This window comes from Maritalea myrionectae, from assembly GCF_003433515.1.
Taxonomy (GTDB): Bacteria; Pseudomonadota; Alphaproteobacteria; order Rhizobiales; family Devosiaceae; genus Maritalea; species Maritalea myrionectae.
Genome location: NZ_CP021331.1, coordinates 146,940 through 166,026 on the forward strand (window position 1 = coordinate 146,940; position 19,087 = coordinate 166,026).

Consider the following 19,087-nt stretch of genomic DNA (forward strand, 5'->3'; position numbering starts at 1 on the left):
AAAAGTGAAAACGCTGTCTGCATTGGCATTGGGGAGGAAAAACGATGAAAAGATATGCATTGCCGCTAGCGGCGGCCTTGTTGAGCTCAAGCTCTTTAACCGCATTCGCTCAAGGGGAAAAAGTACCGCCGGTTGATTTTTTGACCTGGCCAGCAGCCAAATATCAACATTATTACGAAACAAGTAGTTACATTGCCGATGGTTGGCGAGAACTCGGACTGGAAGTCAATCTCAACCCTGAACCATTTCCAAATCCAATGTTGGGTAAGTGGTTCTCTGAGCATGATTTTGACGTAGTAATGTCAGTTCTGTCTGGCGCTCCTTACCGTATGGAGCCGGATTTTTTCACAAATGCACAATTCAACTCGGCACATTCGGCACCAGGCGATTGGAATGTAGGTGAGTTTGCTGACGAGCGTGTCGATGAACTCGGCGAAAAACAACTTGCCATTTACGATGCAGACGCTCGGCGTGACGTTATTCTTGAATTGCAAGAAGTGCTTTATGATCTGCAACCTGAAGCTGTTATAGGCTCGGCGATTTCCACTACAGCAATAAATACTGATAACCTAGAAATACCTGGTTATGTCCCTGCCCCAGATGGATTGCGCTCAATATGGAACCAGTTGGAAATGGTTTCTTTAACCGGTCAAGCGGTGAAGATGGGGCAGACAATTGACCAAGCCTCATTCAACCCATTGGCAGCGAACATTGCTGAGGATTTCAACAATCTCAGCCTTATATACGATCGATTGATTGAGCTGGGGCCTGATGGCAAGCCACGCAATCGGTTGGCCAGCAATATAAAAATTGTCGATGAGACAACAATTGATGTCACCTTGCGTGAAGGCCATACATTTTCAGATGGCAACCCTTTGACCGCCGAAGATGTTAAATTCTCATTTGACTATTTCAAAGAATGGGAAGCGGCATACTACAAGAAATATCTTGAGCACCTGGATGAAGTGATCATTCAAGACGACGGCACAATCCGCTTCAAACTCACTGAGGCTTATGCACCATTTATCCTGCATACACTTGGGCAAGTGTTTATCGTGCCGAAGCATGTTTGGGGCAGCGTGATTGAAGATACGGGTATCTCCAAACCACAAGAATTCCGCAACACAAATCCGATTGGCAGCGGCCCATATTCACTGAATTACTGGAAAGAGGGTCAAGAGATTTATTTCACGCGGCGCGCGGATCACTTTATGAAGCCGAAATCGGACTTATTGTTTGTGATTTTTGGTTCTGCAGAAGTTGTTGGCGCAGCGCTTAAAAAAGGTGACATTGATGTTTCATTGCAACCATTGGTACCAACCGTTGTGGGTGAATTTGAAGCGCAGGAAAACTTAAAAATCTTCCGCACCTATCCAAATGGCTACATGTCTGCCCGGTACAAGGCTTCTGGTGAGGTATTCAAACACAAAGCTTTGAGGCAAGCAGCTACAGCTGCCATTCCTTACGAAAAGATCGTTGATGAAGTATTGGGCGGCGACGCGACGAGAAGTGCAAGCTCCATCGTGCCAATCAATGCATTTTGGCACAATGATAGCCTGCCATTGCCGGAATATGACATCGAAAAAGCAAAGAAAATTCTCGTCGATGCCGGATTTACTTGGGACGAAAATGGCGCCCTGCATTTCCCAGAATAGTAAGTTAGGCGTGTAGCGATCTATGTTATTGGATGTACAAGATCTCGCTAAGCATTATGTGCTTGGCGAGGGGTTTTCAAATTTATTCGGACTTTCTAATCCCCAAAAAATTCGCGCGGTGGATGGTGTGAGTTTGCGCCTGCAGCCAGGAGAAGTTCTTGGGCTAGTTGGTGAAAGCGGGTGCGGAAAGTCCACACTTGCACGGATACTTGTTGGCCTTGAATCGCCAAGTAGTGGCGCCCTGCTCTTCAACGGTAACGATATTGCAGAAGATATTAAGTCCAATCGAAAGCTGTTTCATCAGAAGGTGCAGATGATCTTTCAAGACCCCTATGGGTCGCTAAATCCTCAGCACACAATAGAAGAGATTGTTACCCGACCGCTGATCTACCAGAGATTGGGTTTAAGCAAAGCAGAGCTGAGAGAACGTGCAATTGCCGCATTAAACGATGCTGAGATGATGCCAGCTGAGCGTTACCTAAACAAATTTCCACACGAATTAAGCGGGGGCCAACGTCAACGCGTTTGTATCGCGCGTGCACTTGTGCTCCAGCCAGATTTGATTGTCGCTGATGAGCCAATCTCGATGCTGGATGTGTCAATTAAATGGAGCATCGTCCGCCTACTTAAACGCTTGGTCAAAGAGCGCAACATTGGCCTGATTTACATCACACACGACCTAAGCTCCGTACCCGCGATATGCGACAAGCTTGCCATCATGTATTTAGGCCGAGTTGTAGAAAGTGGTCTTTGTGACGACATTTTCAAGCACGCTACCCACCCTTATACGCAGGCATTGCTGGCGGCGAGCCCGAACCCGAACCCTGACATTAGGCGGGGTCGGCCAAACATTTCTGGCGTCATTCCAAATGCCTCCGATATCCCAGCAGGATGCCGGTTCCATCCACGCTGTCCCAACGCGCAGCCGCAATGTGAAATGGAACAGCCCGCAGAACGCCACAAAGGTTATCACCGAGCTGAGTGTCATTTTGCATTCGATGCGAAAACGGAGGTGACGAATCGTGCGTAGATTTTTAGTCAAACGCCTGTGGCATGCCGCACTTACTTTGTTTGTGATGATTACCGGCATGTTTTTCATGTTTCGGTTGTTGCCCGGCGATCCAACCGCGACAGTGATTAGCCCCGCACTTTATCCAAAAGCCCAAGCAGCTCTAAAGGTACAGTTTGGTTTAGACCAACCACTTTGGATTCAATATTTTATCTATCTCAAAAACCTGACGGTATTTGATTTCGGCGTTTCCTTTCATACTTTGCGCCCAGTTGCAGGCGAAATTGGCAACCGCATGGTCAATACGTTGGTGTTGATTTTGCCCTCGATGATATTTGCCTATTTCCTCGGGGCACTGGTGGGCGCCTATATGGCTTGGCGGCGCGGCAGCAAAGCGGAAGGGCTGCTCGTACTGCTGGCCACAGCGTTACAATCAACGCCCGTGTTCTGGCTTGGTATGCTCGCAATTCTATTTTTCTCACTGAAGTTGGATTTGTTCCCGGTGGGGCATATTGTAAGCCCAGGCAAGTTTCCGCAGGCCACTTGGCAGATGTATTTCTCTCTAGATTTTCTGCATCACCTGGCGCTGCCTTTTATGGTCAACGTGGCCTACCAATTCTGCTTTCCGTTTCTTTTGATGCGGTCAACAATGCTCTCCACCATCGGTGAGGACTATATCGAGCTTGCGCGCATGAAAGGCGTGCCAGAAAACAAGATTTTATATCACCATGCCATGCGCAATTCACTGCTGCCGTTAGCCACAACACTCCCCATGATTTTGGGTTGGGCTGTGGCCGGCTCTGTGGTGATTGAAACGGTGTTTTCTTGGCCAGGCCTTGGGTTGCTGATGGTCGAAGCAGTTGGGCGTTCTGACTATCCAGTGGTGCAGGCCTCATTCCTACTCATTGCGGTCCTAACTGTTGGCGGCACATTGCTTGCAGACCTTATGTACGGCCTGCTTGATCCGCGCATCAGTTACAATTAGGAGCCAGTTATGCTGCGAACATTTCTCAATTTCTTCTCAATTGTCTGGCGGTCTACTGCGGGCAAGATCAGCCTCATCGTCTTCACTATCTGCATGTCGTTGGCGGTGCTTGGACCAATCGCTGCGCCTTTTGGACCAACTGAGCGGGTTTACGATGCAACGGGCAATCTGGTCCGCCTTGCGCCACCTAGTTGGGATCATTGGCTAGGCACAACTTTGTTGGGCAGAGATGTTTGGAGCCAGATGTTGTGGGGTGCCCGGCCAGCGCTTACCATAGGTCTTTTGACCGCGTTGGGCACTGTTGTAATTGGCGTCAATGTTGGGCTTTTGGCTGGTTATCTTGGCGGCGCAGTCGATAGCTTCTTAATGCGATTAACCGACATTTTTTTGGGCCTACCTTTCTTACCCTTCATTATCGTGTTGCTCTCATTAACTGGACAAAATATCTGGACCATAATTCTGGCGATGATGGCTGTCATGTGGCGTTCCACCGCAAGGATCGTGCGGGCGGAGGTTCTTTCGCTGCGAGAACGGCAATTCATTGCTGCCGCCCGCACCACAGGTGCAAGCGATTTTGACATCATTTATCGGGAGGTCGCGCCCAACGTCATGCCATTCGCACTCGTCGGCATCACCTTTGCGTTGGCATGGGCGATTATCACCGAGGCAAGCATTGGCTTCCTTGGATTTGGGGATCCCAATGTCGTGAGTTGGGGGTCAATCATCTATGACGCCTATGCCAGCCAAATGATGTATCGGGCGCCATGGTGGGTTGTGCCGCCTGGTATCGCAATCATGATCCTAGTTACATCAGTTTATTTCATGGGCCGTGCCTATGAAGAAGTCGTCAATCCACGCATTAAGCAAGCAGTTTAGGACGGCATGATGGCTAACAATCAAAAAGAGGTTTTGCTCGAAATCAAGAACCTTGATGCCCACTATAACGTTGATGGACAGCCCGTCTCTGCGCTTCAGGACGTTAACTTTGCGATCCAGAAAGGCGAGCGTGTCGGATTGGTGGGTGAAAGCGGATGTGGCAAATCCACTTTGCTCAAGGCAATCATGGGCGTTTTGGCACCCAATGCTCAAATTACGCGGGGCGCAATCAAGCTTCGTGAAGTTGACTTGCTGCAAGCAAGCCAAGAACAACGCCGCCAGTCGCGTTGGAATGATATCGCCATGATCACACAGAGTGCATTAAATGCACTTAATCCCGTTCACAAAATCGGCGATCAAATTATCGAAGCGATTCAATCGCACCGTGACGTTGATAAGCAACAGGCGCGCGCACGAGCAACTGAGCTGTTTGAGCTGGTCGGCGTTCCGCCGCAGCGTTTGGATGATTTTCCGCATCAATTTTCTGGTGGCATGCGGCAACGCGCTGTGATTGCCATGGCATTGGCCCTTTCGCCTGAAATCGTGCTCGCTGATGAACCCACTACAGCCCTAGATGTGATCGTTCAGGATCAAATTTTTGAACGATTGGATTTGTTGCAAAAAGAACAAGCTTTTTCGATGATTTTGGTGACGCACGATTTGGCGCTCGTCGTTGAGAGCTGTTCCCGCATTATCGTCATGTATGCCGGTATGATTGTTGAAAAGGGGCCAACACACGAAGTCGTACGTCGGCCATTTCATCCATACACCGCTGGATTGCGGTATGCGATCCCAGATCCGTCAGCAGAATACGAACCCATTTCAATTCCGGGTGCTCCGCCAGACTTATCACAGCAAATCAAAGGTTGCCGTTTTGCACCACGCTGCCCGCTAGCGACATCTAAATGTGAGCTTGAAATGCCGCCACTGGTTTCCAGTTTGGCAAGCGATGCGGCACGCCAAACACGATGTCACCATGCAGATCAAATGGATCAATTGCGCGATAGATTTCACGACCAATCATTCTGGCAAACCGCCAAAACCACATCATAAATTGGAGAATATTATGTACTATTTTGCTTATGGCACCTTACTGGTGGAAGAAAGCATGCGCTCTGTTTGCCCCAGCGCCACGAACAAAGGTTATATGCGGCTGGATGGCTATGAAATGGCGTTCGGCAATTGCTCAAAGCCAGGCCTCGCCGGCTGCACATTGGTGCCCAAAACTGGCGCTGTAACATATGGCATTCAATATGAACTATCCGAAGAGGATATGGCAAAGCTGGACAACGCTGCGGAGGTGCCTGATGAGCAATGGGTTCACATGCCCATCACGCTTGTAGACAAATCAGGAAATGAAGTGCCCTCTTCAACCTATATTATTCCCGGCAATCCGGAAAAGTGGGCGCCTACCCCGAAATATGTCACGCCTATACTAAAGGGTTTGGAAACTTGTGACTTTCCTGCAGCTTACAAAGACTTTCTGCGCGAATTGGTCGACAGCGCTATGAAGCAGTCTAATCCAACAACGCCAGGATAAGTATAAGAGCCTTTGAGCACGCGTCACCATGTGATAATGACTAGGCAACCCCAAAGGCTCACTTTAAATCGGACGCTGGGAGGGATTTTTTTCGACAGGCACAGCATCCCAGAAGCAAACATTGGATGCAGTTAATTTGATTTCTTCAAGGCGAACCTTCGTCAATGACTAGTTTAGATATGTATTAAGTGCTGCAATGCGAACTATAGCGACGATTTACAATGACCACTTGCTGCTCATCAAATCGGCATATTTTGAAATATGGCAGGCGTCCAAAACTTTGTGTACATCATTTAGCTGAGAATGCATTTAAATATACTCGCATAATAACCAATATAAAAACACCTGTTGGATGATAGGTATCAATTGTTTTCAGCGATAATGCTTGTCTACTGAGTATTTATTGATGTTTCATTCAGATCAACGGCAACTTGAAATGGTAAATACGTCCCTAATAAAATTACCAATTGAATGGTAATCTGTAGAGTTTATTGAGGGGCCACAATTCATCTAAGGCCCCTACTCAATTCAAAGATAATTCTAAACAGTAATTTAGAAATCAAGGCGGACTAATTGTGCTCGAGCGTGCTCCACTTGCCTTTCCCAACAGCATCACGAACTTCTCAATCTAATGCTTACTTGATACACCTACTGTTTCAAGTGGACGGAAACACCACACACATCTTGTGGCTGATTTTGGAATAAATTCACGGCAAAAATGACAATATTTAGGTGGGTTACGAAACCGCATTCTGACCTCCATATGCGAAAATCTTGGAATAGCCAAGACGATACAAATGCATAGCCCGAGGCGGTGTGCGATCATTAGTATCGCTCTACCACCTCGGGAGGAGAAAGTGTTTTGATCTGAACCCAATAGAGGTTTATTTGTCGTACAATTGCTATCATACTTCTAATCTAGCTCACGATTTTCTTTTATCAAGTTTACAACATGTAATAAAATTGCGGCATAATTACACACTTTGTCGGCAAAAATGATCAAATTCAAATGACCGATTTCCGCACACCCAACGACGAACAAAAATTACCTTGAATATTTCGCCATTCGGCACAAAATATATATCCTTCTAATCGCGCTTTGGATCTTATGACTCTGCTATTTTTAAGTTTTTCCGTATTTGCAATTTTTGCACTGACTTTAATGTTAGTGCAATTCTTGTGGGCGGAAAACAAATCAGCGTCGAGCATGCCAGAGAATGGAGCAATAGGGAGTTATGACAATCCTGTTATACTCGTGGAGTTTTTGGATGTTTCAGGATCGAAACAACGAGAACTAGTTGAGATTACAGGATGGTATAAAACGAAACAAAAGCAAACTCAGACTTTATTGATCGCCTCTATTGTAGGTGAACGAAAAACCAAGGTCTATAATAAGAAAGATATTATACGCGCATACTTGGAACCCAGTAGCGTCGAAATATTGGATCTGGAAGCATTTTTGCAAAGAAATGCACGCCGAATTTCTGAAACAAGTCAGGAGTTCTCGATAATAAAATTTCTAGCTCATCCCGATTAAACTTATTCCCTATTTCTCTCGCATATTTGCTGCGACAAATCGTCATTTGAGATTACTCAAACTTTGACCGCTTCCATTGCTACCACTACTATCAAAGATATTTATCCGCGCCTCGTCCAGCCTTAACATCGCGGATAAATATTTAGAAACCCGCATGGAAGACTGCCTTCTCCCATGCGGGTTTTGCAATATACAGTTTACATAGGACCATTGGCTACTTGGGCCAATTTCTTTGACATGATGTGAGTTATTGGATATGCTTGAATTGGTCCAACCAACAATCACCCCCCCGATTGTTTGGGAGGATCAACCTAAAACCCGCATGGTCCTCCCACCGGTGCGGGTTTTTCTCATTCTAACCTGATAAGAATGTTCAGCTTAAGATGGCTTGAACATTGTGTGAAATATCAAAGTCAGACTTTATTATACCGCGCCCCGCTGGCGATTCCGCCACATTCCGCATCTATCTTTATATCATGCAAAAAGTTGAATGAGTTTCCGTACGCCCCGATTTGCAATCATAGATTACTTTTTGCCCTCGCGTCGCCTTGCCCCCAAACCTTGCCCGCTTAAGGACATGTAAATGGTGCTAACGTGAAGGCATTTAATGCCCCATTTCTCGCTAATCTAAATTATGCTCTCTTCTTTACAAAAGATGCAACAACTTCAAATCGAATTGAGCGACCTAGGCGCTTGCCACGGATGCTGGTTGCTCCGTACGCCAACCTGATAACTCACAATAGTTTTTAGCGGCTTGATTTAATTTCAATGAACGAGGCGTTTTAGGGAAACAGTGAGCTGTCTCACCAACGTGACTTGGTAAGGTTCACTCCTCACAATCAGCGTCCACAACCAATATTCGCATAGAGGAACCGTCTAAATCTTCGTATTGGTCATTTTTTACCGACCATAAAAAAGTAGCCAAGCCAACTAACCCCAGGCCAATTGATACAGCTATGAGTACCGCTAAATTCATTGGGCCACGTCCATAAATGCAGAATAAACGTGCCAGGTCGCATGCCCTAGGATGGGGAAAATAAACACAAATAAAATGAGCCCTGAAAGCACAGACATCACCAGACCGACAGTTACAATTGCCCCCCAAACCACCATCACAGGGAGGTTTTTCACAGTCATGGAAAAGCTAATCCCCATTGCTGTGAGGGCATCAGTTTTTGTTATCGACAACATGGGAATGGCGAAGACGCTTATGGCAAATGCGAATGATGCAAACACACCACCGACCAACGTTCCTGTGATCAACAACAGCCATCCAGTCGGCGTCGTGAATACATTGATAAATGCATCCATCGCCCCTGGGAAAGGCTTAATCCCGAAGAATAAAGCATAAAGCAAATCAGCTGATCTAAGCCAAAAAAGCACCAGCAAACCAAGCATAAGCCCAGCAAAGGCAATCTGTGTTGATGATCTTGGACGAAAACGCACCATGTCAGAGAAAGAAAAAGCTTCTCCCTTGGAATTTTTGCGGCTCTTTTCATAAAGCCCCATTGCAAAGAACGGGCCGACAATCAAAAAACCTGAGAGCGCAGGTAAACCCAAATATAAGAGATTTGTGAAATACAAAATCGAAATGACACCCCAAGAAATAAGTGCCAAAACAAGACCAAATGTTATGCTAGGAATTGGGTCCGTAATAAAATCGTTCCATCCACTGACCAGCCAGCTTTTTGTCGCGGAGATCGAAAAGTTCTTTGAGTAAGGAGATTGCGGAGCGCTAGGTTTACGTACTTCAGGTAAGGATTCCATCATTCTCTACTCCTCCGCTAACAGACTTTTTTGGATGGTGGTGCATTTTCATTAACAATGCACTTTGGTTGTGCGTTCAACGCGACATAAAGCAGGTGTAGATTGGCTCCAAGAAAAACTAACAATGCCAACATCGCGAGTAGTACGGCCCCGCGTCGATTGATTTTCATTTCTACTTCGCGCTTTCAACATTTTCGATTGTTCCTAATTTCGACAGATAAAGACTGAGCAAATTAATTTCGGCAGTCGTAAGACGTCCTACCCATGCTGGCATTACGCCTTGTCGGCCATGCCTTATCGTGTAAGCAACAGATCTTTGATCTTGGCCAAAAATGACACTGCTGTCGGTCAGCGAAGGCGCGCCATTCTCTAATCCTCCTAAACCATTGTCACCGTGACAGGCAGCGCAATTCTCTTCAAAAAGTAGCTGTCCCTTGTCTGATAATTCCGCATCTTGATGTCGTAAATTGACAACAAATTGGGTCAACTCGCTTCGATCAGATTTTTCAAGCCAATCAAAAGCTGGCATTTCTGCATATCGTGTTTCTTCGTGAGTAGAATTTATGCCAAATTTGATCGTCCTCGCAATTTCTTTAGGGTCACTTCCCCAAAGCCAGAATGCATCATTCAAGACGGGATAGCCTAAATTTCCTTGTGCAACTTCGCCGTGACACGCAGCACAATTATCAGCATAAAGGCGGTCGGCTGCTGACTGAGCTTTTTTCCAAACTTCTTTATCAACACCTTCTAGCAATACCTCATCGTTATCGAATTGATCGAGCCACCCGTTGCGAGTTGAGACCATCTGATTATAATTTTCGACCGCCTGAACACCTTGATCGAGTCCGAGCAACCCTTTTGTGTAATCGTTCCCATACGGCCAAGCAGGCAATAGAATCCACGCAACCACAGCGTAGACATGTGTGATAATGAGAGCCCAAATCACTATTTTAGGAAATGCGGTATTTAATTCTTTAATCCCACTCCATTCGTGGCCCGTTGTTTCATATCCCGTAACCGGATCAATTTCACGGTTGCCTGTATGAGGGTCCGCACCTGGTAGCTCTTTGGGATCTGTTTCATTTTTCATCACGGGCCTCCTCCGAAAATATTGAAAGAGCGGCGTGCCGGTGAGCTTTTTTTCTTTTAGGACTATACGCCCAAATTACGACTATAATAAAAAAACCTATTAGCCACAGCAGACCGACGGTTTTCGAAAAAAGTAGCAAGAATTCGTGCATTATTGAGCTACCTCCTCAAAAAGGTCGTATGGCTGTAAAGTCAATTGTCCCAAGGATTGGAGATAGGCGACAAGAGCATCTAACTCAGTTAGTCGAGAAACATCGCCGTCAAAAGATCTAACCGCAACGCGCTCACCATATCTTGCATTGAGCCCCTCAACAAAATCACTATCTGGCTGCGTTTGTGCAAATAGATCCTGGCGCGCCTGTTTTATCATCTCCTCATTATAGGGCACACCAAGCTTCGCAAGAGTCATCAACTGGTCTTTTATAAGATCAACATCCAAGTCCTGATCAAGCCAACTATAACTCGGCATTATAGATGCTGGTACAACACTGCGAGGATCTAGTAGGTGCTGAACATGCCATGAGTCAGAATATTTCTCACCTAATCGTGCAAGATCTGGGCCGGTACGTTTCGAACCCCAGAGCATTGGACGATCATATGCGCTTTCCGAGGTCATAGAATATGGTCCATAACGATCTAATTCATCCGCAAGCGAGCGCACCATCTGACTGTGGCAGGCGTAGCACCCCTCCCGAATATAAATTTCTCGCCCCGCGAGTTCCAAAGGTGTGTTGGGACGCATGTCTTCGGGTATCTCTACCGTTTCATCGATCGTGAACAAAGGCGCGATTTCTACAATACCGCCGATTGAGGCTGCAACGATAATGGCCGCAACGAGCCCCATTGAAACTTTTTCAAGATTATAATGCAGTTTAAGCAAGCCATAGCCTCCAAAATTACGCTTCTACGGTCCCAACAGGCGCCACCAATGGACGATCAGTTGCCTCACCTTGTGCATTTTTCATGGTTTGGCGACAGTTGAGAACGCAAAGAACCGCGCCTGCTAAAAATAGAGCCCCACCAATTGTGCGCAGCAAATAGTATGGCGCCATAGCCTTCACACTCTCAATAAAGCTATACGAGAGCGCGCCATTTTCATCATAAGCGCGCCACATTAACCCTTGAGTGATGCCGGCGTTCCACATCGCGACCACGTAAATGAGTGTACCAGCAACCGCCAACCAGAAATGCCACTCGACCGCTCTTGGCCAAATCATCTCTTTTCGCCCGGTCAGCTGAGGAATAATGGTATAAATGGCGCCAAAAACTATCATCGCGACCCAGCCTAATGTTCCAGAGTGAACATGGCCAACAGTCCAATCAGTGTAGTGGCTCAAGGAGTTGACTGGCCTGATTGCGAGAAATGAACCCTCAAAAGTTGAAAGTCCGTAGAAAACTGCTGCAACGAACATAAAGCGTAACGTGGCGTCATCTCTCACTTTATGCCAAGCACCGTTTAGTGTGAGCAATGCATTGCCTGCTGAGGCCCAAGACGGCACCAGCAGCATCACAGAAAATGTCATCCCAAGTGTTTGAGCCCAATAGGGTAACGCTGTGTAGTGAAGATGGTGTGAGCCTACCCAGATGTAAAAAAATACAATTCCCCAAAAACTCACGATTGATAGCCTATATGACCAGATTGGACGGCCCGATCTAATTGGTAAAAAATAATAAAGCATTCCCAAAAAACCAGCAGTAAGGAAAAAGGCGACCGCGTTGTGTCCATACCACCACTGGACCATGGCGTCTTGAACGCCCGCCCAAACTGGAAAGCTCTCCGCAGAAGTTAAACGCACCGGAACCGCTAAGTTATTGACAATATGGAGTATGGCAACGACGAGAATAAAAGCCAGATAATACCAATTAGCCACATAGATGTGTGGCTCGTTGCGTCGTGCAAGTGTACGGATATAAAGAACAAAATATCCCACCCACACCAACACTAGTAACATGTCTGCATACCATTCTGCTTCGGCGTATTCTTTGGATTGCGTACTCCCCATCAAATAGCCAGTAACCGCCCAAAGACAAAAGATGTTGTATCCCAACAGAATTAACCAGGGACTGACATTGTCAGCTAATCGCGCACGTGTTGTTCGCTGGACGACATGGAATGACGTAGCGATTAACGCATTGCCGCCAAATCCAAAAATAATCCCGGTAGTATGACCAGGACGAATACGACCAAAGCTGAGCCATGAAATGCCTTCTGCCATATCTGGCCAGTACAACAGCGCCGCAACCCAAACGCCGACCCCCATTCCAATAATGGCCCAAAAAAGAGATAGAAATACACCTGCAAGCGTAGGGTCATCGTAATATCGAGATTTACTGACTTTGCTTTTATCAGGTCCATAGAAAGAGCCGGCGATGTAAAAACCTAACAAAACTAAAATTCCAAAAGCCATAAGGCCGTGTGTCGACATAACACCGCGATCCGCCAAGCCAGCCATTGCAGCACTGATCGCAAGAAACAATAAGACGATCGCCAATATGCTTTGGCGCTCAGGAATGCTCAACGATTTTATCATTGATCTTCCCTTTCCAGTTTTTCTCATTTAATATATTTTCAATAGCGATATCCTGGAGCGTTGACCTATTAAGGTCCTCGAGAAACTTCTCTTCTGCGCGAGATAATCGAACTTTTAGTCGGCACAAATGCTCGATTGTGCAATTTGACTTGTTTGGCGAAAAGCATTCAACCAAGCTTTGTTTTTGCTCCAAGATCTTAATCAAGTCACCAAGTTTGATTTCTTCTGGCGGCATTGAAAGTGAAATACCGCCACCATGTCCGCGCTTACTAACCAAAATTTTTCCGCGCACTAAGGTTTGTATGATCTTTGACAAATGGTTTTTAGGCAAACTTAAAAAGTCAGCCAATTCTGTCGTGCTAAAGACCCTATTAGGTGACCCAGCAATCAGCATTGATATGCGCAAACCGTAGTCTGTAAATGATGTTAATTTCAAATTGGTAGAGCCTGAATCAAATTGGTATTTTAAATGCCAATTATCACCTATAATCATAAAAGATCAAGTATGCTGAAGCCAGATTGAAACAGGCATTTTCTAATACCGGATAATCAACAGAGCAAAATAAAGGCACGTTTGAAGTTGACAATTGCTTCGTTGATGCCAATCATAAACACTATGAAGATACGAGCGAAACTGACATTGCAGAAAATTCAAAAAGGGCAGCCCGTAATAGGACTGTAGCCCGATGCTCGGACTGCGTCTTCCGGGCTTCGGGAGGCGCGATCTAATAAATGATCTTATCCAAGACGCAATTATAGAAGTTAGCAGAGCAAAACGCTTGCCTTCATTTGGCAACGTAAATTGGGTATTCACTCATGTCAGTTAAATATGAAACTAAACTCCCTGAAATCTTTATCGGCGATAAGGATTTTGAACAGCTTAACAATATTGCGGAAGCCGCAACTAATGCTGCAAGCGACGTCGCAGATCAGCTAATGGATGAGCTTGAAAGAGCGGTCATTGTACCCCAGACAAAATTGTCCGATGAAGTGGTCCAAATGGGTTCGTATGTCAGTTTCATCACCAGTGATGGTTTTGATCGTTCGTTCCAACTTGTACTGCCAAGAGACGCCGATGTTTCAAATGGTAAAATCTCCATTTTAACACCAATTGGCGCAGCCCTTATTGGTCTTTCTGGAGGGCAAACAATACCTTGGAAAACCTCAGATGGCAGGATTCTAGATCTAACCGTGCGCACTGTAAGCCAAGTGCCACCACCTTGGTGCTAGAAAAGTGAAACAAATAACAATCGGACAAGACTTTTTCAAATCAGTATGAAGTTCCGGTTTCCATATTATATTGGATTAGCTCGACAAGTGCCGATCGTGAAGCAGATGGTGCGACAAATATCTCGCGCCATCCAAGGCTGGTTAGATCTTGTCCTATTTCCCTACTCATCACAAATGCTTTAATTTGATTTATATACTGAACAAGGTTGTTCTGTTCCAAAAGCATACAGAACGTTTGCGCGGTCCTTCTCGACATGAAAACGATAGCGTCTATTTCCCCAGCCGTTATGAGTTTGCATGTCTTGCGTGAAAGACTAGCCGCAGCAATAGCGTCGTATACGGCTAGATGATCTGCATTGTAGCCTCGAAGGGATAAAGCGGACGCTATATCCACCGAAATGTGTTTACTTCCAACATGCAATATGGGCCCTATGGATACAGACAATGTGCTGCATAACACGCGTATGAGATCAACGGCGGTGCCGTTGGCATAGTGCACATTGCGATACCCCAAATTGATCATTTGCTCTGCTGTCGATAAACCTATCGCGAGTATCGGAACATGTAGGTGCCTGTCTTCAATTTTTGCCAGTTCTTTTGCACCATTGATAGAAGTAATCACCAGAGCAGAGGCATTAGAAACTCGTTTGGATGACCATTTCAATGGCACGATCGTTAGCATAGACTCATTGAAAGTTTGGCAACCAATTTGTTGCAACTCACAGTTAAATGGTTCGACTAATTCTGTGGGCCGCGTTGTAAGTATCAACATTACCGTTCCATTAGTGTTTGGCGAAGATACGACGAATAAAGGCAGCAGATTATTACTAACCTGCTGCCGATCTTGCAAAACCGTAGATTGTTTCGCTGCACTAAAGCTATTTGCGCTTTCCTTTTGAAGAAGCTGCATCAATCACTCCAGTGACGCCACCAGAATTTACATCACTGTGCAGAGCGTTTTTCTTCTTCTTTTTCTTTGGTTGTAGCCGTTGTTGATTACCTTTCTTTTTTGCCATGTTGGCATCCTTTCTCGCACACACCTTATGAGACGAGGCGTATTCATTCCTAAGTTATCTGTAAAAACCAGATCAATGATAAAGAGGCACCCCTGATAATAATCGAGCTCCAATTACCACCAGGGTTGATCTGGAATTTTGAATCTGAGTGACTTTGATATTCGGGACAAGTTTGGTGTCATGCCCGCACCTTTCTGGACTCGGCAGCAGGATATTGAGTAAGTTGAGCGTTATTCCTTGCAAAAATATGCTCTATCTCCGGTTGGGATGAAGCTTTTCGTAAAGTTTGTAATACTTGCCGATTTTGTGCCATCAATTCACAGCGCCCGATCAAACGAAGCATTATGCCTTGATCACGTGGATTCCCTGCAATTGCGAAGATCAGATCAACTTGATGATTTTCCATCGGCCCGCCAAAAGCAACGGGCTGGTTCAATCGCGTAACGCACAACAGTGGTTTTTCGTGCATTGGGAAAACAACCTGCGGTATGGCAACACCGTGGCCGATTGCAACGGACCCGAGCCGGTCTCTCAGCCAGATATACATCGCAATATCATCGCTTGAAGATCCATCACGCAAACAGGCAATACGATCACCCAATGCCCAAAATGTGGCCTTCCGTGATTGTGATTTTGTGTCGATCGCGAAATCCAGCTCAAATGACTCATCAATGATGGCCATTGTATCTCTCCTTTATGTCGCCACCTATCTAGGCGAAATAGCAAAATCAGATTTAGAGCGCGCTCATCAGCCGGCAGTCACTGATGGGTATTATTCTAAGAGTTTCTTTCTGGCGCTCGCTTATTTGGCAACATTTGGGAAGATGACTTTTCACGCAGTTTTTGCGCGTCAAGGTTGTTCACCATGTCCTTAATCTCGCCTCGGCTTAGTCCGATATCCCAAAGAATGTGATCATCAAGGGTTTCATACATAGCGATCATCTTGCGTCGACGCCATTTACGCATAATCGAACTCAACCATTCACGAAGTAGGGTGATTGGTTTTCTTTGTGCACTTAGTAACGGTGTTGCGTTTGGTTTTTGCTCAGTGATGGACATACCATCCTCCAATTCCGAACTTCCTCGGACACACACAAATTTCGCTCCTGGCGAAAGAAGACTGTTGGCCAAGCTTCGCCGTACGGAGGAAGTGATGTTCCCAGAGTAGTGATTGATTAATAGGTGATTTGGAGAAACCCTAGGCGCTAGCCACTTTTATGGAATAGGCGCCTAGGGCTAACCGCGCGTCAGATTGTTACCTGCAAAAAGCAGGAACCTCGGAATTGTGTAAAATCTATTCAGAACTTGCATTCCAGCCTCTCAAAAGCAGCACATCGCTAAAGGCGCTCACGATCTGTCAGTGAGATGTCAATATTTAGCTTTGATATCAGAAATAACGAACTTTGTTCCGGAACCTACTGTAGGTTCCGGCTAGACATCCCGGTCGGCGAAATGAGCCTTTTGAAAACTGAGTGAATGCTGAATGTTCATGTCTGTGAGGTTAGCATGAACAATATTTAAGTCAACAATTCAAAAATGACGCAGCTCAAGTGGGCTGCCACTAAAACTAAACATGTCTCTTTGGGGGATCACAGTTGCAATTTGTTCCCCATTGGTGGACCATTATTTTGACTAATGAGATTCATTTAAGACACAATGGCAACGATTTTGAAATCAGAGTCAGAAAATCTCTACTTCTCTGGTTGCCTCTTTGCTCGAGTAAAAAGACTAAGTGGAAATATTGAGCGATGAACAATCCAACTGCATTGAATGATTTTCTACTAGATCTTTATAACAACGCAAGCGTCTGCAAACCAGATCAGTTGCGTTTGCGCGTGCTCGAAAGTTTGCAGCAATTTATCGGGTTTGATTTTGCAGTGTGGGGCGGCGGGTGGGCCGATGGTCGTCAGGTCACCGATCTGACCGTGCTGAACCAAAGCCAGGCGTTGTTGGGGGAATGGGAAAGGGTTGCCGAACAGGATGCCTTTTGCGACTTGACGCTGAAAAGGCTCGGCGTAACCGCCCGCTTTGATGATGTGCCACGCTATCGCGAGGGGATGGCCTTTAATGAACATTGGCGACAGTTTGATGCCGCCCACATGATGGCAACGATCGTTGGTGAAAAAACCGATGGCTATGTCAGCTTTGTGGGGCTATGCGCCGAAAAGCGCTCTGTTGCCTTCTCAGACGCGGAACGCAATTTCAAGCAAATGCTGATGCCGCACCTTTCCCAGGCGCTACGCATGAACCGTGATCTGTGGGTGGGGCGCGCGGCACTGGAACGTGAAGCCGTGGCCCTAGTTGATGAGGCTGGCTGGGTGCTGACAGCCCATGGCCAGTTTTTTGATTTTGCACGCAATGAATGGCGTGCGCCGGTAAGGCGTTTGCCCGACCAGGTGATGCGCATTCTCCGCCATAGCGGTCACTGGCGTGGCAAAACGCTGAATTTACACTTGTCGCCCTTTGGCAACACGTTCTTTGTGCATTTGTCAGTTCAGCCTACGCTGGTCACCCTCTCACCACGCGAACGGGAAGTGGCCGAGCATTTTGCTGCCGGCCTTACCAACAAACAGGTGGCGCACCTGCTCGGCACCGCGCCTGCCACTGTGCGCAACCAGATCAACCGCATTTATGAAAAGCTGGGCATTTCCAACAAAGCACAACTCGCGGCACTGATCAGCAAACGTTGACGACACGGCGCGGCATAGTGCATTTGCACTATTTTCAATCAGGCAACACCATGTCTATCTAGGGGCAGACAGAGGGAAAAGGTCGGGTGCATTGGCAACCGGCCATTATTTTGTTGCATAGTTGGGGCGCGGTGCAGCCGACAAAAATGAATTGTGATAAGCGGAGGAGCGTGATGTGGGACTTTAGTGTGGGTCGGTCGATGGGGCTGATGGTGCGAACGCTGCCCTTTATCGTATTGCGTATGGCTGTCTATTTTGGCATCACGCTCGCCTATATTCTCGTGACCGGCACTGGTGCGGGCATTGGCTTTGGTGTTGGCGCCCTTGGCGGTGCAGACTTTCAGGCCACCTCAACCTTTTGGGGAGGTGCCATCGGCTTTGGCGTCACTGCGGCGGTCATGTATTTGGCGCGTGAATATATCCTTTACATTGTTAAAGCGGGCCACGTGGCGGTACTCGTGGAGTTGCTGGATGGCAAGCCGATGCCCGAAGGCCAATCCCAACTCAAACATGGCAGCGCTGTCGTCAAAGAACGGTTTGCTGAGGCAAGCGTGCTGTTTGCCATCGACCAATTGATCAAGGGGGTATTAGCCGCTATCACCGGGCTGATCAAAGGCGTTCTGTCCTTTCTGCCCATTCCTGGCGTCCGGCAACTTACCGGCATTCTGCACGCTTTTTTGCGGGTCGCCGTGGGCTTTATTGACGAGGTGATCCTGGCCCATGCCATTCGCACCGGCGCCAGCAACCCGTGGGAATCAGCACGTGAAGCGCTGGTGCTTTATGGGCAGAACTACAGGGTCATGCTGCGCAATGCGGCCTGGCTGGCGGCAATCGTCTATCTGCTAAGCTTTCTGGTGTTTCTTGTGATGTTGGCCCCTGCAGCGCTGGTGGTTTATCTGCTGCCTGGCGCTTGGTCAGCCGGCGGATTTGTCTTCGCGCTCTTGTTCGCCTGGAGCGTTAAAGCGGCCCTCTTAGAGCCCTTCGCCATAACCTGCCTGATGCAGGTCTATTTCAAAACCATTGAAGGTCAAGAGCCTAACCCAGAATGGGATGCGCGACTTGAACAGATGTCGGGCAAATTCCGCAAGCTGAAAGAGCGGGCGTTGGGGGCAAAGCCCCACCCGGAGACAGTCGGCCAATCGAGCTGAACAAGAGCGAACAA

The 19,087-nt window shown here is 46.8% G+C and carries 21 protein-coding genes; 10 read left to right on the plus strand and 11 right to left on the minus strand.

Annotated features, from left to right (window positions below; genetic code table 11):
- The first annotated feature begins 44 nt into the window (after positions 1-44).
- The 7 genes from MXMO3_RS17765 (at position 45) to MXMO3_RS17795 (ending at position 7,602) form a co-directional block, all read left to right on the plus strand.
- Positions 45-1,655: an ABC transporter substrate-binding protein gene (locus tag MXMO3_RS17765; protein ID WP_117397031.1), complete on the plus strand. Its 1,611-nt coding sequence runs from the start codon at positions 45-47 to the stop codon at positions 1,653-1,655.
- A 22-nt stretch (positions 1,656-1,677) separates the two neighbouring features.
- Positions 1,678-2,685, plus strand: a complete 1,008-nt coding sequence (locus MXMO3_RS17770; RefSeq protein WP_117397032.1) for an ABC transporter ATP-binding protein — start codon at positions 1,678-1,680, stop codon at positions 2,683-2,685.
- Positions 2,678-3,649 (plus strand): ABC transporter permease, encoded by a 972-nt coding sequence (locus MXMO3_RS17775; protein ID WP_117397033.1) that lies wholly within the window; start codon positions 2,678-2,680, stop codon positions 3,647-3,649. The genes MXMO3_RS17770 and MXMO3_RS17775 overlap by 8 nt, the downstream gene beginning before the upstream one ends.
- A gap of 9 nt (positions 3,650-3,658) precedes the next feature.
- Positions 3,659-4,525 (plus strand): ABC transporter permease, encoded by an 867-nt coding sequence (locus tag MXMO3_RS17780; RefSeq protein ID WP_117397034.1) that lies wholly within the window; start codon positions 3,659-3,661, stop codon positions 4,523-4,525.
- Between the two features lie 9 nt (positions 4,526-4,534).
- Positions 4,535-5,578: an ABC transporter ATP-binding protein gene (locus MXMO3_RS17785; protein WP_117397035.1), complete on the plus strand. Its 1,044-nt coding sequence runs from the start codon at positions 4,535-4,537 to the stop codon at positions 5,576-5,578.
- Between the two features lie 13 nt (positions 5,579-5,591).
- Positions 5,592-6,065, plus strand: coding sequence for a gamma-glutamylcyclotransferase family protein (locus tag MXMO3_RS17790; protein WP_162889366.1), 474 nt, complete (start codon positions 5,592-5,594; stop codon positions 6,063-6,065).
- A gap of 1,108 nt (positions 6,066-7,173) precedes the next feature.
- Positions 7,174-7,602, plus strand: a complete 429-nt coding sequence (locus MXMO3_RS17795; RefSeq protein ID WP_162889367.1) for a hypothetical protein — start codon at positions 7,174-7,176, stop codon at positions 7,600-7,602.
- Between the two features lie 826 nt (positions 7,603-8,428).
- On the opposite strand, the gene ccoS is transcribed toward MXMO3_RS17795, so the two are convergent.
- From ccoS to MXMO3_RS17830, 7 genes are all read right to left on the minus strand, one after another.
- Positions 8,429-8,578, minus strand: a complete 150-nt coding sequence (gene ccoS, locus MXMO3_RS17800; protein ID WP_117397038.1) for a cbb3-type cytochrome oxidase assembly protein CcoS — start codon at positions 8,576-8,578, stop codon at positions 8,429-8,431.
- Positions 8,575-9,372, minus strand: coding sequence for a DUF2189 domain-containing protein (locus MXMO3_RS17805; protein ID WP_245985867.1), 798 nt, complete (start codon positions 9,370-9,372; stop codon positions 8,575-8,577). The genes ccoS and MXMO3_RS17805 overlap by 4 nt, the downstream gene beginning before the upstream one ends.
- Positions 9,373-9,541: 169 nt before the next feature.
- A complete protein-coding gene (ccoP, locus tag MXMO3_RS17810) occupies positions 9,542-10,459 on the minus strand; it encodes a cytochrome-c oxidase, cbb3-type subunit III (RefSeq protein WP_117397039.1) in 918 nt (305 codons plus the stop codon).
- Positions 10,449-10,610 carry a cbb3-type cytochrome oxidase subunit 3 gene (locus MXMO3_RS17815; RefSeq protein WP_117397040.1) on the minus strand — a complete coding sequence of 54 codons (162 nt, stop codon included), beginning with the start codon at positions 10,608-10,610 and terminating at the stop codon, positions 10,449-10,451. Before MXMO3_RS17815 ends, ccoP begins: the two co-directional genes overlap by 11 nt.
- Positions 10,610-11,338 (minus strand): cytochrome-c oxidase, cbb3-type subunit II, encoded by a 729-nt coding sequence (gene ccoO, locus MXMO3_RS17820; protein WP_117397041.1) that lies wholly within the window; start codon positions 11,336-11,338, stop codon positions 10,610-10,612. Before ccoO ends, MXMO3_RS17815 begins: the two co-directional genes overlap by 1 nt.
- A gap of 16 nt (positions 11,339-11,354) precedes the next feature.
- Entirely contained in the window at positions 11,355-12,989 is a 1,635-nt protein-coding gene (ccoN, locus tag MXMO3_RS17825) for a cytochrome-c oxidase, cbb3-type subunit I (RefSeq protein WP_117397042.1), read from the minus strand.
- Complete coding sequence (locus MXMO3_RS17830) at positions 12,964-13,482, minus strand: RrF2 family transcriptional regulator (RefSeq protein ID WP_245985868.1); 519 nt, start codon at positions 13,480-13,482, stop codon at positions 12,964-12,966. The genes ccoN and MXMO3_RS17830 overlap by 26 nt, the downstream gene beginning before the upstream one ends.
- A gap of 323 nt (positions 13,483-13,805) precedes the next feature.
- On the opposite strand from MXMO3_RS17830, the gene rnk reads away from it, so the two are divergent.
- Complete coding sequence (gene rnk / locus MXMO3_RS17835) at positions 13,806-14,219, plus strand: nucleoside diphosphate kinase regulator (RefSeq protein ID WP_117397043.1); 414 nt, start codon at positions 13,806-13,808, stop codon at positions 14,217-14,219.
- 40 nt (positions 14,220-14,259) lie between these two features.
- Here rnk and MXMO3_RS17840 read toward each other — a convergent pair whose 3' ends face one another.
- The 4 genes from MXMO3_RS17840 to MXMO3_RS17850 form a co-directional block, all read right to left on the minus strand.
- On the minus strand, positions 14,260-15,129 hold the full coding sequence (locus tag MXMO3_RS17840; RefSeq protein WP_117397044.1) for a uroporphyrinogen-III synthase: 870 nt from the start codon (positions 15,127-15,129) through the stop codon (positions 14,260-14,262).
- Positions 15,098-15,235 carry a hypothetical protein gene (locus MXMO3_RS18765; protein ID WP_162889368.1) on the minus strand — a complete coding sequence of 46 codons (138 nt, stop codon included), beginning with the start codon at positions 15,233-15,235 and terminating at the stop codon, positions 15,098-15,100. Before MXMO3_RS18765 ends, MXMO3_RS17840 begins: the two co-directional genes overlap by 32 nt.
- Before the next feature lie 178 nt (positions 15,236-15,413).
- Complete coding sequence (locus tag MXMO3_RS17845) at positions 15,414-15,917, minus strand: PTS sugar transporter subunit IIA (protein WP_117397045.1); 504 nt, start codon at positions 15,915-15,917, stop codon at positions 15,414-15,416.
- Between the two features lie 95 nt (positions 15,918-16,012).
- Entirely contained in the window at positions 16,013-16,294 is a 282-nt protein-coding gene (locus MXMO3_RS17850; protein WP_117397046.1) for a DUF1127 domain-containing protein, read from the minus strand.
- Between the two features lie 689 nt (positions 16,295-16,983).
- On the opposite strand from MXMO3_RS17850, the gene MXMO3_RS17855 reads away from it, so the two are divergent.
- Positions 16,984-17,925, plus strand: coding sequence for a helix-turn-helix transcriptional regulator (locus MXMO3_RS17855; protein WP_117397047.1), 942 nt, complete (start codon positions 16,984-16,986; stop codon positions 17,923-17,925).
- Between the two features lie 173 nt (positions 17,926-18,098).
- Entirely contained in the window at positions 18,099-19,073 is a 975-nt protein-coding gene (locus MXMO3_RS17860; RefSeq protein ID WP_117397075.1) for a hypothetical protein, read from the plus strand.
- Positions 19,074-19,087: the final 14 nt, after the last annotated feature.

Excerpts from the sequence above, each read along its gene's own strand:
- MXMO3_RS17785 (WP_117397035.1), top strand. The coding sequence starts at position 4,535 with ATGGCTAACAATCAAAAAGAGGTTTTGCTCGAAATCAAGAACCTTGAT.
- MXMO3_RS17840 (WP_117397044.1), bottom strand. The coding sequence starts at position 15,129 with ATGCAGCTTCTTCAAAAGGAAAGCGCAAATAGCTTTAGTGCAGCGAAA.
- MXMO3_RS17855 (WP_117397047.1), top strand. The coding sequence starts at position 16,984 with ATGAACAATCCAACTGCATTGAATGATTTTCTACTAGATCTTTATAAC.
- ccoP (WP_117397039.1), bottom strand. The coding sequence starts at position 10,459 with ATGAAAAATGAAACAGATCCCAAAGAGCTACCAGGTGCGGACCCTCAT.
- MXMO3_RS17845 (WP_117397045.1), bottom strand. The coding sequence starts at position 15,917 with ATGGCCATCATTGATGAGTCATTTGAGCTGGATTTCGCGATCGACACA.
- MXMO3_RS17860 (WP_117397075.1), top strand. The coding sequence starts at position 18,099 with ATGTGGGACTTTAGTGTGGGTCGGTCGATGGGGCTGATGGTGCGAACG.
- ccoS (WP_117397038.1), bottom strand. The coding sequence starts at position 8,578 with ATGAATTTAGCGGTACTCATAGCTGTATCAATTGGCCTGGGGTTAGTT.
- rnk (WP_117397043.1), top strand. The coding sequence starts at position 13,806 with ATGTCAGTTAAATATGAAACTAAACTCCCTGAAATCTTTATCGGCGAT.
- MXMO3_RS17850 (WP_117397046.1), bottom strand. The coding sequence starts at position 16,294 with ATGTCCATCACTGAGCAAAAACCAAACGCAACACCGTTACTAAGTGCA.
- MXMO3_RS17805 (WP_245985867.1), bottom strand. The coding sequence starts at position 9,372 with ATGATGGAATCCTTACCTGAAGTACGTAAACCTAGCGCTCCGCAATCT.
- MXMO3_RS17830 (WP_245985868.1), bottom strand. The coding sequence starts at position 13,482 with ATGATTATAGGTGATAATTGGCATTTAAAATACCAATTTGATTCAGGC.
- MXMO3_RS17790 (WP_162889366.1), top strand. The coding sequence starts at position 5,592 with ATGTACTATTTTGCTTATGGCACCTTACTGGTGGAAGAAAGCATGCGC.
- MXMO3_RS17815 (WP_117397040.1), bottom strand. The coding sequence starts at position 10,610 with ATGCACGAATTCTTGCTACTTTTTTCGAAAACCGTCGGTCTGCTGTGG.
- ccoN (WP_117397042.1), bottom strand. The coding sequence starts at position 12,989 with ATGATAAAATCGTTGAGCATTCCTGAGCGCCAAAGCATATTGGCGATC.
- MXMO3_RS17795 (WP_162889367.1), top strand. The coding sequence starts at position 7,174 with ATGACTCTGCTATTTTTAAGTTTTTCCGTATTTGCAATTTTTGCACTG.
- MXMO3_RS17770 (WP_117397032.1), top strand. The coding sequence starts at position 1,678 with ATGTTATTGGATGTACAAGATCTCGCTAAGCATTATGTGCTTGGCGAG.
- MXMO3_RS18765 (WP_162889368.1), bottom strand. The coding sequence starts at position 15,235 with ATGGCAAAAAAGAAAGGTAATCAACAACGGCTACAACCAAAGAAAAAG.
- MXMO3_RS17765 (WP_117397031.1), top strand. The coding sequence starts at position 45 with ATGAAAAGATATGCATTGCCGCTAGCGGCGGCCTTGTTGAGCTCAAGC.
- MXMO3_RS17780 (WP_117397034.1), top strand. The coding sequence starts at position 3,659 with ATGCTGCGAACATTTCTCAATTTCTTCTCAATTGTCTGGCGGTCTACT.